Origin of the sequence: Streptomyces sp. NPDC007264 (assembly GCF_042869095.1) — a bacterium.
Taxonomy (GTDB): domain Bacteria; phylum Actinomycetota; class Actinomycetes; order Streptomycetales; family Streptomycetaceae; genus Streptomyces.
This window is the reverse complement of record NZ_JBIAFD010000002.1, coordinates 183,259-198,477: the sequence shown is the minus strand read 5'-3', so window position 1 is coordinate 198,477 and position 15,219 is coordinate 183,259. Positions and strand designations below refer to the sequence as shown.

The following is a 15,219-nucleotide window of genomic DNA, read 5'->3' as shown; positions in this document are numbered from 1 at the left end:
ATGCGGGTACCCGGCCTGCACGAACGAGGAACACGACGACTGTGGACGACTGTGAACCCAGGCGGAGCGGCAGGCGCCGCGCAGGCGCCCGTGATCGGAGTGCTGGGCTCGTACGGCGGCTTCAACATCGGTGACGAGTCCATCCTCGCCTGCGTGCTCGGCTGCCTGCGCGCCGCACACCCGGACGCGCGGCTGGTCGTCTTCAGCAGGAACCCCGCGCACACCGCCGCACATCACCGCCACGTGGACGACGTGAGGGGCTGGGAGGGGATCAGCCAGCAGCAGATGCGGGAGTCGTTGTCCGGTCTCGACCTGCTGGTCCTCGGCGGCGGCGGGATCCTCTACGACAGCGAGGCCCGCCGCTATCTGCGGCTGGTCGGCGTGGCGCAGGACCTCGGCACGCGCACCTTCGCCTACGCCGTCGGCGCCGGACCGCTGCGCGAGGCCGAGGACCTGAGGACGGTGCGGACCGTCCTGGCGGGCATGGACGACGTGGTGGTGCGCGACGACGAGTCCCGCCTGGTCCTGGAGGAGGCCGGCGTCGAGCGGGAGATCACGGTCACCGCGGACCCGGCCATGATGCTCGCCCCGGAGGAGTTCACCCGGCGGATGCTGCGGCACGAGGGCGTGCCGCCCGGCACCCGGCTGGTGGCGATGTCCGTGCGGGAGCCCGGCCGGGCGGCCGAGCACCTCGATGTGTCCGACTACCACGCGTTGCTCGCCGACGTGGGGGACTTCCTGGTGCGCCGCCTCGATGCCCATGTGGTGTTCATGCCGATGGAGCGGCAGGACGTGCGCCACGCCCATGCGGTCCTGTCCCATATGACGGCGCCCGACCGGTGCCGGATCCTGCACGGTGAGTACCGGCCCGCCCAGTTGCTGGGCTTCATGCGGCACGTGGACCTGGCCGTGGGGATGCGGCTGCACTTCCTGATCTTCGCCGCCCTGGCCGGCGCGCCGTTCCTGCCGCTCCCGTACGCGGGAAAGGTCTTCGACTTCGCCCGCAGGCTCGGGGCTCCGGCGCTGGTCGGGGTGGCACGGGAACAGGCCGGGCTGCTGATCGCCGAGGTCGACCGGCTGTGGGACGAATATCCGGGACGGCGGGCGGCGCTCGCCGGGCGCGTCGCGGAGCTGCGCGACCTCTCCCGGGTGACATGGGGCCGCTGCGGCGCGCTGCTGGCGGACATCGAAGCGGCGCGGGCCGGGCCTCCCGACCGCGTGGCCGTACCGCAGCTCAGCACCGACGTACTCGCTCCGCCGACGGCGGACAGGGCAGGGCCGGGCGCGGGGGTGCTCGCCCGCGCGGATGGGGAAGCCGATGCCGATCCTGACTCCACCTGACCAACCGCACACCGTCACTCTGCCGCCCCGCACGGCCGCGTACGCCGGCGCGGTGGACGTGCTCGTGGTGGGCGGAGGGCCGGCCGGGCTCGGCGCGGCGCTCGCCGCCGCGGACGCCGGCGCCGATGTGATCCTCGTCGAGCGGTACGGCTTCCTCGGCGGCAGCGCGACGGTGGCCCTCGTCATGCCGCTGATGTCCTTCCACAACGAGATGCAGCAGGCCGTGGAGGGCGACACCACCCGCCTGCTCCCGCCCGACCACGGCCCCGGCGAGGCAGTGGTGGGCGGGGCGGTGTCACGGCTGCTGGGCCGGCTCACCCGGCGCGGCGGCGCCGTCCCGCCCACCCTGGAAACCGGCTACACCGTGCCGTTCGACCCCGAGGTCTTCAAACTCGTCACCCTCGACCTGCTGGACGAGGCGGGGGTACGGCTGCTGCTGCACTCCTTCGCCTCCGCGGCGCTGCCGCTGGAGGACGGCTGGCGGGTGGTCTTCGAGACCAAGTCGGGCCCGGTCGTGATCGACGCGAGGGTGGTCGTGGACTGCACCGGCGACGGCGACCTGGCGGCAGCGGCGGGAGCCCCGTACGAGATCGGACGGCCCGAGGACGGGCTGGTGCAGCCGATGACCCTGATGTTCCGCGTGGTCGACTTCCTGCAGCCGGAGTTCGCCGCGTACGTGCGGGAACACCCCGACCAGTGGCGCGGTGTGCACGGCCTGTGGGACCTCGTCCAGGACGCCACGGAGGCGGGCGAACTGAACCTGCCCCGGGAGGACATCCTCTTCTTCGCCACTCCGCACCCCCGCGAGGTCAGCGTCAACAGCACCCGTATCACCCGTGCGTTGGGCACCAGCGTGTGGGACCTGACCCGCGCCGAGTGGGTCACGCGCCGCCAGATGGCCCAGATCGACCACTTCCTGCGCACCCGCGTCCCCGGCTTCGAAAGCTCCTACGCCGTGCAGAGCGGGGTACAGGTCGGCGTGCGCGAGAGCCGCCGCATCCTGGGCGACTACCAGCTGACCGGCCACGACATCCTGGCGGCCCGGCACTTCCCGGACGCGATCGCGCACGGCGCCTACCCCGTCGACATCCACAACCCCCGCGGCACCGGCACCACGCTGCGGCGCGTGCCGCGCGGCAGCATGTACGACATCCCGCTGCGCTGCCTGCTCCCCACGGGCGCCGAACGGATGCTGGTCGCGGGCCGCTGCATCTCGGGAACACACGTGGCCCACTCCTCGTACCGTGTGATGCCCATCGCCATGGCGACCGGACAGGCCGCGGGCGTGTGCGCCGCCCTCGCGATCCACCTCGACTGCGCCCCGCGGGGCGTGCCCGCCGCCCGGGTGCAGCGCGAACTCGTCCGGCAGGGCGCCTATGTGCGCAAGGAGATCCGCGCGGAGCTCGATCCACCACCCGGGTGAACCGTGCCGCACCCGGCGGCCGGCGTGAGAACCCCGTTCAGTCGGCCGTCGCCAGGACCTGGGGCGCGGCGTCCTTGGGCCGGGTCTTGAGCCACTTGATCTGGGTGAGGGTCTCCTTGTGGAGGACGGTGACATCCTCCAGCAGCCGGTGGTCGCGCACCGCCTGAGCGACCTGGCCGAGCAGGATCCAGTGGACGTCCACCGCCTGGGCCGTCAGATACAGGTGTCGCAGGTCGCGCAGGAGGAGCAGGCCCGACTGCGGCCGTCGGCCGAGCAGTTCGGAGGTCTTGTGCCGGCACGTCGGCCCCAGATGTCCGTGACGCGATCGGGCATCCCACTCTCCTGTCGGCGCATCCGTCCCAGCGGCCCGGGCCCGAACCGGCCGGCCGGTTCGGGCCCGGGCCGCTGTTCGGGACCGCGGTGCTCCGCGAGTACCCGTGCACCGGATCCGCACACGCGCCACGAGCCACCGCTCCGGCCGGGCGGGCACCGCCCGGTCCGCCCCGTGGCGCATACCGATCGCCGCTTGTTCCCCGAACGTTCAATCCCCCGTGCCAGTCCGCGCCGTGTGCCGTATCTAAGTTCCGTGAAGGCGGCGAAGGAAGGGACTCATGGACACACTCCCCGCAGTCCGGGCTCGCGGGATCACCAAGTGTTTCGGCAACGTTGTCGCGCTCGACGGCATCGATCTGGACGTGGCGCGGGGGCGGATCCACGGCCTGGTCGGGCCGAACGGCGCAGGCAAGACCACCTTGCTCGGCCTCCTGCTCGGCCTGGCCGTCGCCGACAGCGGCCGTCTGGAGATCCTGGGCACGCCCGTCGGACGTGCGCTCGCCGCCCCCGACGGTGTCGCCGGCTTCGTGGACGGGCCCGGGCTCTACCCCTCGCTCACCGCCAGGCAGAACCTCGCCGCGCTGGCCGCCCTCCGCGGGAGCGACGCCCGGACCGCGGGAATCGGCGACGTGCTCGACCAGGTCGGGCTCACCGACGTCGCCGACGACCGGGTCCGCGGATTCTCCCTCGGCATGCGCCAGCGGCTCGGCCTCGCCGCCGCCCTGCTCACCGGGCCCCGGCTGCTCGTGCTCGACGAACCGGCCAACGGGCTCGACCCGGCCGGCAAGAAGCACGTCCACGGCGTCCTCACCCGGCTCGCGGCCGACGGAACCGGCGTCGTGCTTTCCAGCCATCGTATGGACGACCTCGAGGCACTGTGCTCCGAGGTCACCATCATCGCCACGGGGCGGGTCGTCTTCTCCGGCCCGGTGGCCGAGCTGGCCGCCGAGAACCGTGAACTCGACTACCGGCTGCTGACCTCCGACCCGCCGGCCGCCCGCGGGCTTGCCACCGGCACGGCCGGGATCCGCGTCGTCGACGACGCCCCCCTCCGGCATGACGCCGAGAGGCTCGTCGTGCGCGCGCGGATCCCCGCGCTGGACGACCTGGTGGCGCGGCTCGTGCACGCGGGCATAGCGGTGCGCGAACTCACGCCCGTGGTGTCGCCGCTGGAAGCCGCGTTCCTCTCCCTCACCGAGCCGCGGGAGGACGCCGGATGACCACGACCACCGCCGACGACCGGGCGCCGGGCGCCCCCCGCGTCTCGGTGCCGCGCGGCTACCGCTTCGAGCTGGTCAAACTCGTCGCGCAATGGCGGATCCGCCTGCTGGTCCTCGCCTGCTGGATCGCACCGGCGCTCTTCGTCGCCGCGGTCAGCCGGCAGAGCACCCTCCCCACCGACACCCTCTTCGGCCGGTGGATGCACGCCACGGGATGGGCGGGGCCGCTGGTGGTGCTCGGTTTCGCGGGCACCTGGGCGCTCCCGCTGCTGACCTCGGTGGTCGCCGGCGACGTGTTCGCCTCCGAGGACCGTCTCGGTACCTGGCGCCATCTGCTGGTCGCGGTCCGCTCGCCCCGGCGGATCTTCGCGGCGAAGGCACTGGCCGGCCTCACCGTCCTCCTGCTGCTGGTGGCCGGGCTGGCCTGCTCCAGCACGGTCGGCGGGCTCGTGGCGGTCGGCAACCGGCCGCTGGTCGGCCTCGACGGCCATCTGCTGGCGCCTTCGGACGCCGCCGGGAAGGTCCTCCTCGCCTGGGTGTGCGCGCTCGCCCCGACGCTGGCCCTCGCCGCGATCGGGCTGCTCGGATCCGTCGCGCTGGGACGGTCCCCGATGGGACTGCTGCTGCCCGCGCTCGTCGCGCTCGTCCTGCAACTCGCCCAGATGCTGTCGCTGCCCGTCGCCCTGCGACTCGCCCTGCCCGGCTACACCTTCATCGCCTGGAACGGTCTGTTCACCGGTCCGGCACAGCTCGGCCCGCTCCTGATCGGCGTCGCGGTCAGCCTCGTGTGGGCGGTGACGGCGACCGCGCTGGCCCATCTGCTCTTCGTGCGGCGCGACTTCACCAACCCCGCGTACGACGGCGCCGGGCACCGGGCGATCACCACCGGACTGCTGCCGCCTGCCGCACTGGTCGCCCTCACGGCCACGGTCGTCGCCGTGGCGACCCCGTCCACGGGCTCCGGGATCGAGCAGGACAAGGTGCAGCGGTCGCTCGCCACGGCGTTCGCCCACCTCTACCGGCTGCAGACCCGGCAGCTCCACCGCCCCGACGTCACCGAGGCCCGGTTGCGGGCCACGGCGGCCTGCACCAAGGGCGCCGGCCGGCTCACCCCCGAGGGACCGGGCAACGACTGGCGCTGCGTCGTCTCCTGGCATCTCCCCGGCGTGACGGCCACGGGGACGGCCGTCTACCAGCTCGACATCGCCGCAGACGGCAGGTTCGTGGCCGACGGCGACGGACCGAAGGAAGTGAACGGCTACTTCCTGGTGCGGACTTCGAACGGGGACGCGCCGAACCCGCTCTGGCAGTTCGACGGGAACGTGGAACTGCTCTCCACCACCGCGAAGGGATGACTCCATGCAGGTAACGCGCCGCAGGCGGGTCCAGAAGGAGCACTCCGGCTTCCCGGCCGGACGCGTCCGCCGCCGAATACGCCTGCTGACGGCGGCCACGACCGCGCTCGCCCTGGCCGCCGTCGGCACCGCGTTCGCGCAGACGCACCAGTTCGGCACCGACCGGGTCGGCCAGATCACCGGCCGTGGCCAGGTCATCTCCAGCGACCAGTACATCGCCCCGTACGGCGACCGCCTCGTCATCGACAACGGCAAGATCATGTCGTCCTCGGTCAGCCCGGACGGCACCCACCTCGCGGCCTCGCTCACCGACGGCGGGATGGCGCTGTCCCTCGTGGACCTGAGGACGTGGACGGTGCAGCAGCGCGTCGGCACCTCCGCGGCGGCGGACCTGCGCATACCCAGCAACGCCGTGGGCCAGGAAGGCCCCACGTACTCGCCCGACGGCTCGCAGTTGTGGCTCGGCCAGACCGACGGCTACACCAGGTTCACCGTGAACCCGGACGGCAGCGTCGCCGACCCGACGTCCGTCAGGATCCCGGCGGACGGACCCAGGCACGCGCTGGTGGGTGAGCCGGTGTTCTCGGCCGACGGATCCACCGTGTACTCCGCCGTCAACGGCCAGAACCGCGTGGTCGCCATCGACGCGGCGACCGGGACCGTCGAGCGGAGCTGGGCCGTGGGCAACGCCCCGCGCGACATGGCCGAGGCCGGCGGCAAGCTCTACGTCAGCAACGAGGGCGGGCGTCCGGCGAGGCCCGGCGACACCACGATCAACTCCTACAACACCCCGGTACCGGCCGACCCGAGGACCGGTGCCACCACCACCGGCACGGTCAGCGTCATCGACCTGGCGGAACCGGACGCCGCCGTCAGGAGCATCGACGTCGGTCTGCACCCGACGGCCCTCTACGCCAGGAAGGGGGCGCTGTTCGTCACCGACACCGCCACCGACGAGGTGTCGGTCATCGACACCCACAGCGACAAGGTCGTGCAGACCATCGCCACCCAGCCGTGGCCGGAGGCGTCGGTGGGCTACGAGCCCGACGCGGTGACGCTCACCGCCGACGGCCACCTGCTGGTGACGCTCGGCCGCGCGAACGCGGTCGCCGTCTACCGGTACACGACCCCGCAGGAGCCCGTCGGCTACGTCGGGCTGCTCCCGACGGACTACTTCCCCGCGGAGATCGCGACCGTCGGCGACCAGGTGGTGGTCTCCAACACCCGCGGCGTCGACGCCCGCCGCCCCACCGACCGTGCCGGGCACGGCACCCACGACACGACGTCCAGCCTGCAGCGGTTCACGCTGCCGGACGACAGGGTCATCAGGTCCCAGACGGCCAAGGTCTTCCGGCAGAACGGCTGGTACGGCGGCGCGGTCACCCGGACCCGGGGCGGCGGCCGCAGCAGGCCGGTGCCGGTTCCCGCGCGGCTCGGCGACCCCTCGACGATCAAGCACGTGTTCCTGATCGTCAAGGAGAACCGGACCTACGACCAGGTCCTGGGCGACGTTCCGGAAGGCGACGGCGACCCGTCGCTGGCGGAGTTCGGCGAGAACGTGACGCCGAACCAGCACGCGCTGGCACGGCAGTTCGGGCTGTACGACAACACGTACGACATCGGCACGAACTCCGCCGAGGGGCACAACTGGCTGATGCAGGCCGACAACCCGGAGTACACCGAGTCCTCGGCCGGTGAGTACGCGCGGAGTTACGACACCGAGGACGACGCTCTCGGCCACCAGCGGACCGGGTTCCTGTGGACGGGTGCGCAGGCGGCGGGCAAGTCCGTGCGGAACTTCGGCGAGTTCCAGCAGTTCCTGACCAAGCCGTCGGGCGCCAGCTGGCAGAACCTGTACTGCGACGCCAGGACGATGGGCGCGACCGGGCAGGACACCGCCTACCCCCTGAACTCGTCCTCGCCGATCCCCTCGCTCAACGACGTGTCGGTGCACGGTTTCCCGAAGTTCGACACCAGCATCCCGGACGTCTACCGGTACGAGATCTGGAAGCGTGACTTCGAGAGGAACGGGCCGGCGAACCTCAACATGTTCTGGCTCTCCAGCGACCACACCGGCGGTCCGCCGAACTCCGCCGCCCAGGTCGCGGACAACGACCTCGCGACCGGCAGGATCGTCGACGAGATCTCGCACAGCAGGTACTGGAAGGACTCGGCGGTCTTCGTGGTCGAGGACGACTCCCAGGCCGGCCTCGACCACGTCGACGGCCACCGCGCCCCGGTCCAGATCATCAGCCCCTGGGCCCGGCACGGCGTCGTCGACAGCCACTACTACTCGCAGATCACGATGATCCGGACCATCGAGCAGATCCTCGGGATCCACCCGATGAACCAGAAGGACAGCGCGGCCAGCCCGATGCGTGCGGCGTTCACCCGGCACCCGGACCCCACGCCCTTCACGGCACTGCCCAACCGGACCTCGCTCACCGCGGGCCTGTCGACCCCGCCCGCCTGCGGCGTCGACACCCCCGCGCCGCAGGACCCCGCCGCGGCCGCCGCGCCGTCGGCGAAGGTGCCGGCGGACAAGCGGGCCCTCGCGGCACAGTGGGAGAAGTGGAAGTCGCACCAGCGGCTGACCGGGCCGAACGCCGTGCCCGACTTCGCCAACCCCGCGCAGATGAACCACTTCACGTGGTACCAGACGCACGACTGGAAGAAGCCGTACCCCGGCGAGGCCGAGATCTTCGCGCCGGACGACGTACCGGGCGCCTACCTCCCGTCCGCGGAGTCCGACGGCTGACGCGGGCCGATCGCGTCAAGGGGTCCCCGGCCGGCGGTCACCGCGGGCCGGGGACTCCTCCTCGGTGCCGGGGCTGTTGCAGCAGCGGATCGTAGGAGAAGCGTCCTACTTCGGCGGGCGCGTCCAGGCGCGGACCGCCAGCTTGCCGGTGGTGCCGAGATCGAGGCCGGGTGTCACGGTCACCGGATCGGCGCCCTGCCGGGCCCGCACCCTGACGTACGGGACGTTGACGGCTGTGCCGGACTCGGTGGTGTTGCGCCACATGAGGCCCGAGAGGGCGCTCTCGCCCGGCTTCAGGACCAGTGGGCGGGCCGGCTCGTCGAAGCCGGTACCGGTGCTGATGCCACCGCTCCCATGGACGATCCGGACGCCGTGGACGGGTGACAGGCCCGCGTCCAGCAGTTCCAGGAGCGGGTAACCGTCGAGCGAGTAGGCGCGCTTCCCGCAGTTCTCCAGGTGCAGGCCCACCACGCGCAGCCCCATCGCGGCGTCGCCGTCATCGGTGGTGAGGCGGATGCCGGAGGGCGGGCACTCGCCGGGCGCGGGCGGCGCCTCGGCGGCGGGCACCTTGGTCACCCGGGAGACCTTGACGCGCGTCACCGGGGACGCTCCTGGGGCCGGCACCCCCATCCGGACGGTGCCGCGCGCGGTCGCGCCGGGGCGCACCCGACGCACGGTCTCGTGGCTGTTGGCCATGACCTCGCCGGTGTCCGTGGTGAAGACGAACAGGATCGTGTACGTCAGCGCCTCGGTGCCGCTGTTGGTGACTTCGTAGGTGGCCGAGGCCCCGGAGCCACCGGTGGGGAGGGGTTCGGCGTGGACGGAGAACCGGTCGGAGCTGGGAGTGGGCGTAGGGGAGGGGAGGGTCACCGAAGTGATCCGGACGCCGTCAACCGGCGGGGCGGTGACGGGGGTTCCGGACGCGGGGGCGGTCGCGCCGGGGGCGCCTGCCTGTTCGGAACCGCAGGCCGTGAGCAGCAGGAGCGCGGCGAGGGCCGGAAGAAGGGGAGTGGCTTTGCGCATCGGACCATCCCATCAGCGCCGCGAGCGCCGAACCGTGACGCAGGCCACAGTCCCGGTCACAGGCCTGTCACGGGCCACCGGTTCCTGACGTATGCCCCGAGTGAGCCGGCGGCGGGGCGGGCCCCGGTGGGGTCGGTGTGACCGGATCGTGCGGAGGTCCCGTACCGGCCCTCGTTTCCTACTCGCCGGTAAGGAATGATGTCGGGCAACCATCCACGCGTGAACGGGGAGCCAGCGGTGACGACTTCTGAGGAACGGGCAACCGTGCACGCGTTCCGCGACGACGCCCTCGGCGAGCACGACGCGGTCGGGCTCGCCGAGGCGATCCGGCGGCGGGAGGTCGGCGCCGCCGAGGCCGCCCGGGACGCGGCGGCGCGGGTCAGGGCGGTGGAGGCGCGGCTCAACGCCGTCCAGGTGCACGCCGAGCCTCCGGCGCAGGACTCCGGTGCGGACGGTTCCTTCGCCGGGGTGCCCACCTTCGTCAAGGACAACACCGACTACCGGGGGCTCCCCACCGGACACGGCAGCGCCGCGTTCGTGCCGAAGGCCGCCCGGCGGCACGCGCCCTTCACCCGGCAGCTCCTGAGCACCGGCGTCACGGTGCTCGGCAAGACCCGGCTGCCCGAGTTCGGGTTCAGCCCGACCACCGAGTACGAGAACGCCGAGCCCGTGCGCAACCCGTGGCACACGGGCCACTCGGCGGGCGGCTCGTCGGGCGGGAGCGCGGCGCTCGTGGCGGCCGGGGCCGTGCCGATCGCGCACGCCAACGACGGCGGCGGATCGATCCGCATCCCCGCCGCCTGCTGCGGCCTCGTCGGGCTGAAGCCGACCCGTGGCCGGGTGGTGGCCAACGCGCAGGGCCGCCGACTGCCGATCGACCTCGTCACCGACGGCGTCGTGAGCCGCTCGGTGCGGGACACCGCCGCGTTCCTCGCCGCCGCCGAGACGCACTGGCGCAACCCGAGGCTGCCGCCCGTCGGCCTGGTCGAAGGCCCCTCGCCGCGGCGGCTGCGCATCGGCCTCCTGCTGGACTCGCCGACCGGTGTCTCCTGCGACGCCGACACCCTGGCCGCCGTCACGGAGACCGCGGCGAGGCTGGAGCGGCTCGGCCACACCGTGGAGCCGGTGGAGCTGGCGATCGACCCCTCTTTCGCCGAGGACTTCCTCACCTACTGGGGTCTGCTGTCGTTCCTGATCGGCGCCACCGGCCGTACCCTCGGTACGGGCTTCGACCGGCGCCGGATGGACGGTCTCAGCCGGGGACTGCGCGGGACCTACCTGAAGAGCTGGCATCGCACGCCGGGCGTTCTGCGCCGGCTGAGACGTTCGCAGGAGGCGTACGCGGTGGCGTTCCGCGGGCTCGACCTGATCCTCTCCCCGGTGCTCGCTCACACCACGCCACCCCTCGGCCACCTCGACCCGGCGATCTCGTACCCGACGCTGATCGAGCGGATCGTCGCCTACGTCGCGTTCACCCCGGTCAACAACGTCGTCGGTACCCCGTCGATCTCGGTGCCCGCCACCAGGGCGACAGCGGACGGGCTGCCCATCGGCGTCATGTTCTCCGGCCGCCCCGGCGACGAACGGACGCTGCTGGAAGCCGCGTTCGCACTGGAGGCCGACCGCCCTTTCCGGCGTATCCAGGACCTCTGACACCGACGGCGCGTGTCGTCCACGTCCGGCGGGTCCAGGCCCGGTACGCCGCCTCCGCGTGATGTCGGAGCCCCCGTATAGCATCCCCGCCATGGATCACAACGGGGGCGGCGGGACGACCGTCTGGGAGTTCGACACCGAGCAGGTGAAGCAGATCTGGCGGGACACGCGCGAGGTCTTCGGCAACAAGCTCTGGATCGAGGGGATGCTCTACAACGTCTTCTACGAAGAGTGGCAGCGGGAGGCGGAGGAACGTTCCGGGACGGACTTCTTCGACCTGCTCGTCTCGACCGTGGCAGGCCAGGACCCCGGCGACCCCAGCGAGGTGTTCGCAGCGTTCCGGCGCGGGTTCGCGCAGTACGGCATCACCACGGTCTTCGCGCCGCACCCCGACCACGGTGACGTCCTGGAGCGGGCCCGCCGCATCGAGGCCGGCGAGTCCCTCCCCGAGCCGGGTCCTTGGCATCTCGACGAGTCCTACGTCACCGAAGTGTGGGACGATCTCGCCGAGGATCTCACCGACGGTGGGCAGGCCATGGCCGACTCGTTCCCGGAGCAGCTTCTCGACGCGTTCGAGCTCGCCACCCGCGACTCTGCGTTCTGCGCCATCGAGCGGATGCTGGACGATCTGGCCGAAGGCGACGACCCCAGCCAGGCCTTCGCGGGCTTGCGGGAACTCGCTGCCGCGCACGGCATCGAGCTGACCTTCGCCCCCCATCCGCGCTGGGGCGACCTGATCGAGCGCGCGAAGCGGCTGCGGACCGGCGAACCGGTCCAGGGCTCCGGCCCCTGACACTTCGACGAGGCGTCCGTTCAGGAGCTGTGGCAGCGCATCGCCGAATGTGATGGCGACCTCGCCTCCGAACCGGAGGAGGCACCGCCCGCCGGCCTCGCCGGCGAGATCGAGCAGGTGACCGGGCGGTCGGGTGCTCCACCATGCTCCACCCGACCCAGGACCTGCCGCTCCGTGCGGGACACCGCCGCGTTCCTCGACGCCGCCGGTGACCGTGGCCGGGTGGTGGCCGACGCGCAGGCCCGCCGACTGCCCGGCGGAACAAGCACGCCGCTGACGAACGACTCCGCAAGGTCGTGGCTCGGGCGAACGTCGCACAGCAGCCGGCCGCCCGCTCTCCGGCCGGAGACGTATCAGCCTGCCGCGGGCGCGCCTTGCTCCTTGCTCAGCAGGGTCCCGCGCGGCCCGAAGCCGGCCGAAGAGTAGAAGCGAACGGCTCCCTTGTTCGGCGTGAAGATGCCGGCATGGACGACCAGGACACCGCGCTCCGCGGCGGCCTTCTCCGCCGCCGTCAGCAAGGCCGCCCCGATGCCGTCACCGCGATGCCCGTCCAGGACGACGGTGTGGATCTCGGCCGCGCGGCGGGGAGCCAGGATCTGATGGTCCGGGGGATCCGCCAGCAGCACCACCTCCACCATGCCCACTACCTCGCCCACCGCCTCGGCGACCAAGATCAGCACTTGGGGCTCGGCCGCAAGCACTTCCTCGAAATGCCTGCGTACGGCCTCGGCGTCGGGCACGCGGTAGATGGCCGGATCGAGTTGGACATGCCTCTCGGCATTCGCGAGACGCAGGCGAACAAGCGCGGGCACGTCCTCCCGCTCCGCAGCCCTGACCAAGACCGCCATGCGGGGGAGCCTTCCAGCTCGCCCGCCCCGCCGCAAGGCGCACGGGACAACCCAAGACGGGGCGAACGTCGCCTGAGGCGACCCTAGTTCTCCAGGCGGACCGGCATCAGGATCGAGAAGGCCGGCTCGTCGTCGGGCCGCCGGATCACGAGGGGTGTCGTGGGGGCGCCGAGCTCCAGGACCAGCTGGTCCCGGGCCCCGGCAGCGAGCGCGTGCAGCAGGAACTCGCGGTTGACGGCGACGTTGTCCCGGTCGTCGTCACCGTCCTCGCAGACGGTCACCGTGCCGTCGTCGGTCACCCTGAGCACGCTGAGGTCGCAGGACGTACCGTCCGGCCCGCGCACTTCGCTCGTGCGGGCCGGACCGGTCGTGAGCGCCTCCCGGAAGGCCGCCGCATCGACGAGGGCCCGTCGCCCGGCGGGCAACCGGACGAGGCGGCGGTAGTCGGGGAAGTCGTGGTCGAGGCACTGGCCGGCCGCCTGGCGGTCGCCGGTCTCCAGCGTCACACGGTCACCGTCCACGGCGAGCCGGGCGGGTTCCTCGCCGTCCAGCAGGGGCCGCATCGCGTCGGCGAGCGGGAGGGGCACGATGACCTGAACGCGGGGGCCGCCGTGCCCGGTGGCGCCCGCGTGCGCGACGGCCATCCGGTAGCGGTCGGTGGCCACGACGCGCAGCTCTTCGCCCTCGATGTCGAACAGGATTCCGCCGAGCATCGGCAGCTCCGGGTCGGTACTGGCCGCGAAGCGGACCGCGTCCAGCGCGGCGGCCAGCTCCGGCGCGGGGACGGACAGCCGGACGGCGGCGGTGCGGGGCGAAGTCATCGGGTTCTCCCTGTGGTCGAGTAGCGCTCGGAGCGCGGAGAACTCGCTGCGGGCGTCGGACAGCGCCCGTTCGAGACGGCGCAGGTGAGCCTCGAAGAGCTTTCGCACCAGGTCCGTGTCCGCGCCGGACCAGCCGGCCAGTGCCAGCCGGAGGTCCGCCAACGGCATACCGGCCCGGCGCAACCGGGCCAGCAGCCGGGCCTCGTCGAGCTGCTCGGGGCCGTACCAGCGGTAGCCGCTGACCGGATCCACCCAGGCGGGGACCAGCAGACCGGCACGGTCGTAGAACCGAAGCGCACTCACGCTCAGTCCGCTGTCCCGGGCCGTCTCCCCGATGCTTCGCATGTCGTTCTCCACACCCGGAACTCTGCGGCCTCGACAAGGTCGAGGGTCAACAGGTGCGGAGTCGGGGTCGTGGAACTCGGAACTCAGAGCCAGTCCCGCCGCTTGAAGACGAGGTACAGACCGGTGCAGACGACGGCCATCAGGCCGATCGCGAAGGGGTATCCGAACACCCAGTGCAACTCCGGCATGTGCGCGAAGTTCATGCCGTAGACCGTTCCGACCAGTGTCGGGGCGAACAGGATCGCCGCCCATGACGAGATCTTCTTGATCTCCTCGTTCTGTTCGAAGCCCGCCTCCGCCAACGCCCGCATCTCCGCGTTCTGCTGCTGGGTGACCAGCGTCGCGTTGACCGTCAGGATCTCCGTCAGGGCCTGGCGGAAGCCGTCGACGCGCTCGCTGGTGTGGGTGACATGGTCGGCCACGTCGCGCAGATAGCGCTGGAGCTCCTCGTCCGTGCCGTACTTCGCGAAGCCCGCCATCAGGCCGTGCAGCATGCCCACCAGGGGGCGGGTGGCGCGCTGGAACTCCACCATCTCGCGGGAGAGTTCGTAGATGCGGCGGGAGACTTCCGGGTCGCCGCGGAAGACCTCGGTCTCGATCTCGTCGATGTCGTTCTGCACGCCGTCGACCACCGGGGCGTACCCGTCGACCACCGCGTCCAGTATCGCGTAGAGCACCGCCTCCGGCCCCAGCTTCAGCAGCTCGGGGGAGTCCTCCATGCGGCGGCGCACCGCAGACAGATCGGGGGCCGCGCCATGGCGGACCGTGATCAGGAAGTCGGGGCCGACGAACACGTGCAGTTCCCCGAAGTCGACCTCCTCCGGCGCGTCCAGATAGCGGGCCGCGCGCAGCACGACGAACAGCGTGTCGCCGTACCGCTCCAGCTTCGGCCGCTGGTGCGCCTCCATGGCGTCCTCCACCGCCAGCGGGTGCAGGTCGAACTCCTCGGCCAGGGACAGGAGTTCCGACTCGGTCGGACGGGCCAGGCCGATCCAGGCCATGCCGTCCGGCGCATCGCGCAGCTCGCGGAAGGTGTCGGCCAGCGAGGGGGGTGAGGACACCCGGACGCCGTCCCGGTACAGGGCCGCCTGGACGACGCTGCCCGTCTCCGTCTCCGTCTCCGTCGCCACCGGACCGGAGCCGGACGCCGGGGAGCGGGCGGGCGGCGGCGCCTGGTTCAGGGCACGGCGCCAGACCGACGTCCTGCCGCTCTTCGGGGCGGGGCGGGCACGGCGCTCGGACATCGCGACTGCCTCCCGTGTCGAATGTACGTCTGTGTGAGCACGGGGCAGGATATACGGGGCAA

The 15,219-nt window shown here is 72.1% G+C and carries 12 protein-coding genes; 7 read left to right on the top strand and 5 right to left on the bottom strand.

Annotation, left to right across the window (positions count from 1 at the left end; translation table 11 throughout):
• Positions 1-51: 51 nt before the first annotated feature.
• Positions 52-1,341, top strand: a complete 1,290-nt coding sequence (locus tag ACFYMU_RS03600; protein ID WP_388367276.1) for a polysaccharide pyruvyl transferase family protein — start codon at positions 52-54, stop codon at positions 1,339-1,341.
• Positions 1,319-2,764, top strand: coding sequence for an FAD-dependent oxidoreductase (locus ACFYMU_RS03595; RefSeq protein WP_388367274.1), 1,446 nt, complete (start codon positions 1,319-1,321; stop codon positions 2,762-2,764). Before ACFYMU_RS03600 ends, ACFYMU_RS03595 begins: the two co-directional genes overlap by 23 nt.
• 37 nt (positions 2,765-2,801) lie before the next feature.
• On the opposite strand, the gene ACFYMU_RS03590 is transcribed toward ACFYMU_RS03595, so the two are convergent.
• Positions 2,802-2,966 (bottom strand): hypothetical protein, encoded by a 165-nt coding sequence (locus tag ACFYMU_RS03590; RefSeq protein WP_388367272.1) that lies wholly within the window; start codon positions 2,964-2,966, stop codon positions 2,802-2,804.
• A 409-nt stretch (positions 2,967-3,375) separates the two neighbouring features.
• On the opposite strand from ACFYMU_RS03590, the gene ACFYMU_RS03585 reads away from it, so the two are divergent.
• Genes ACFYMU_RS03585 through ACFYMU_RS03575 form a run of 3 tightly spaced genes read left to right on the top strand, consistent with a single transcriptional unit; the run spans position 3,376 to position 8,430 of the window.
• Entirely contained in the window at positions 3,376-4,317 is a 942-nt protein-coding gene (locus ACFYMU_RS03585) for an ABC transporter ATP-binding protein (RefSeq protein ID WP_388367270.1), read from the top strand.
• Positions 4,314-5,672 (top strand): ABC transporter permease, encoded by a 1,359-nt coding sequence (locus ACFYMU_RS03580; RefSeq protein ID WP_388367268.1) that lies wholly within the window; start codon positions 4,314-4,316, stop codon positions 5,670-5,672. Before ACFYMU_RS03585 ends, ACFYMU_RS03580 begins: the two co-directional genes overlap by 4 nt.
• 4 nt (positions 5,673-5,676) lie before the next feature.
• Entirely contained in the window at positions 5,677-8,430 is a 2,754-nt protein-coding gene (locus ACFYMU_RS03575) for a bifunctional YncE family protein/alkaline phosphatase family protein (RefSeq protein ID WP_388367266.1), read from the top strand.
• Between the two features lie 105 nt (positions 8,431-8,535).
• Here the strand turns inward: ACFYMU_RS03575 and ACFYMU_RS03570 are convergent, their stop codons facing one another.
• On the bottom strand, positions 8,536-9,453 hold the full coding sequence (locus ACFYMU_RS03570; RefSeq protein ID WP_388367264.1) for a DUF4232 domain-containing protein: 918 nt from the start codon (positions 9,451-9,453) through the stop codon (positions 8,536-8,538).
• Positions 9,454-9,690: 237 nt separating this feature from the next.
• Between ACFYMU_RS03570 and ACFYMU_RS03565 the strand changes: the two genes are divergently transcribed.
• Both ACFYMU_RS03565 and ACFYMU_RS03560 read left to right on the top strand, forming a co-directional pair.
• Positions 9,691-11,106 (top strand): amidase, encoded by a 1,416-nt coding sequence (locus ACFYMU_RS03565; RefSeq protein ID WP_388367262.1) that lies wholly within the window; start codon positions 9,691-9,693, stop codon positions 11,104-11,106.
• A gap of 91 nt (positions 11,107-11,197) precedes the next feature.
• Positions 11,198-11,899, top strand: coding sequence for a hypothetical protein (locus ACFYMU_RS03560; protein ID WP_388367260.1), 702 nt, complete (start codon positions 11,198-11,200; stop codon positions 11,897-11,899).
• Between the two features lie 353 nt (positions 11,900-12,252).
• Here ACFYMU_RS03560 and ACFYMU_RS03555 read toward each other — a convergent pair whose 3' ends face one another.
• The 3 genes from ACFYMU_RS03555 to ACFYMU_RS03545 form a co-directional block, all read right to left on the bottom strand.
• A complete protein-coding gene (locus ACFYMU_RS03555) occupies positions 12,253-12,747 on the bottom strand; it encodes a GNAT family N-acetyltransferase (protein ID WP_388367258.1) in 495 nt (164 codons plus the stop codon).
• An 83-nt stretch (positions 12,748-12,830) separates the two neighbouring features.
• On the bottom strand, positions 12,831-13,913 hold the full coding sequence (locus ACFYMU_RS03550) for a MerR family transcriptional regulator (protein WP_388367256.1): 1,083 nt from the start codon (positions 13,911-13,913) through the stop codon (positions 12,831-12,833).
• Between the two features lie 83 nt (positions 13,914-13,996).
• The gene (locus ACFYMU_RS03545; RefSeq protein ID WP_388367255.1) at positions 13,997-15,157 is read right to left on the bottom strand and encodes a magnesium and cobalt transport protein CorA; all 1,161 of its coding nucleotides are present in this window, start codon (positions 15,155-15,157) and stop codon (positions 13,997-13,999) included.
• Positions 15,158-15,219 lie beyond the last annotated feature (62 nt).

Bases quoted from the DNA above. Each gene is read 5' to 3' on its own strand.
- ACFYMU_RS03595 (WP_388367274.1), top strand. From the start codon at position 1,319: ATGCCGATCCTGACTCCACCTGACCAACCGCACACCGTCACTCTGCCG.
- ACFYMU_RS03585 (WP_388367270.1), top strand. From the start codon at position 3,376: ATGGACACACTCCCCGCAGTCCGGGCTCGCGGGATCACCAAGTGTTTC.
- ACFYMU_RS03580 (WP_388367268.1), top strand. From the start codon at position 4,314: ATGACCACGACCACCGCCGACGACCGGGCGCCGGGCGCCCCCCGCGTC.
- ACFYMU_RS03575 (WP_388367266.1), top strand. From the start codon at position 5,677: ATGCAGGTAACGCGCCGCAGGCGGGTCCAGAAGGAGCACTCCGGCTTC.
- ACFYMU_RS03570 (WP_388367264.1), bottom strand. From the start codon at position 9,453: ATGCGCAAAGCCACTCCCCTTCTTCCGGCCCTCGCCGCGCTCCTGCTG.
- ACFYMU_RS03560 (WP_388367260.1), top strand. From the start codon at position 11,198: ATGGATCACAACGGGGGCGGCGGGACGACCGTCTGGGAGTTCGACACC.
- ACFYMU_RS03555 (WP_388367258.1), bottom strand. From the start codon at position 12,747: ATGGCGGTCTTGGTCAGGGCTGCGGAGCGGGAGGACGTGCCCGCGCTT.
- ACFYMU_RS03550 (WP_388367256.1), bottom strand. From the start codon at position 13,913: ATGCGAAGCATCGGGGAGACGGCCCGGGACAGCGGACTGAGCGTGAGT.
- ACFYMU_RS03545 (WP_388367255.1), bottom strand. From the start codon at position 15,157: ATGTCCGAGCGCCGTGCCCGCCCCGCCCCGAAGAGCGGCAGGACGTCG.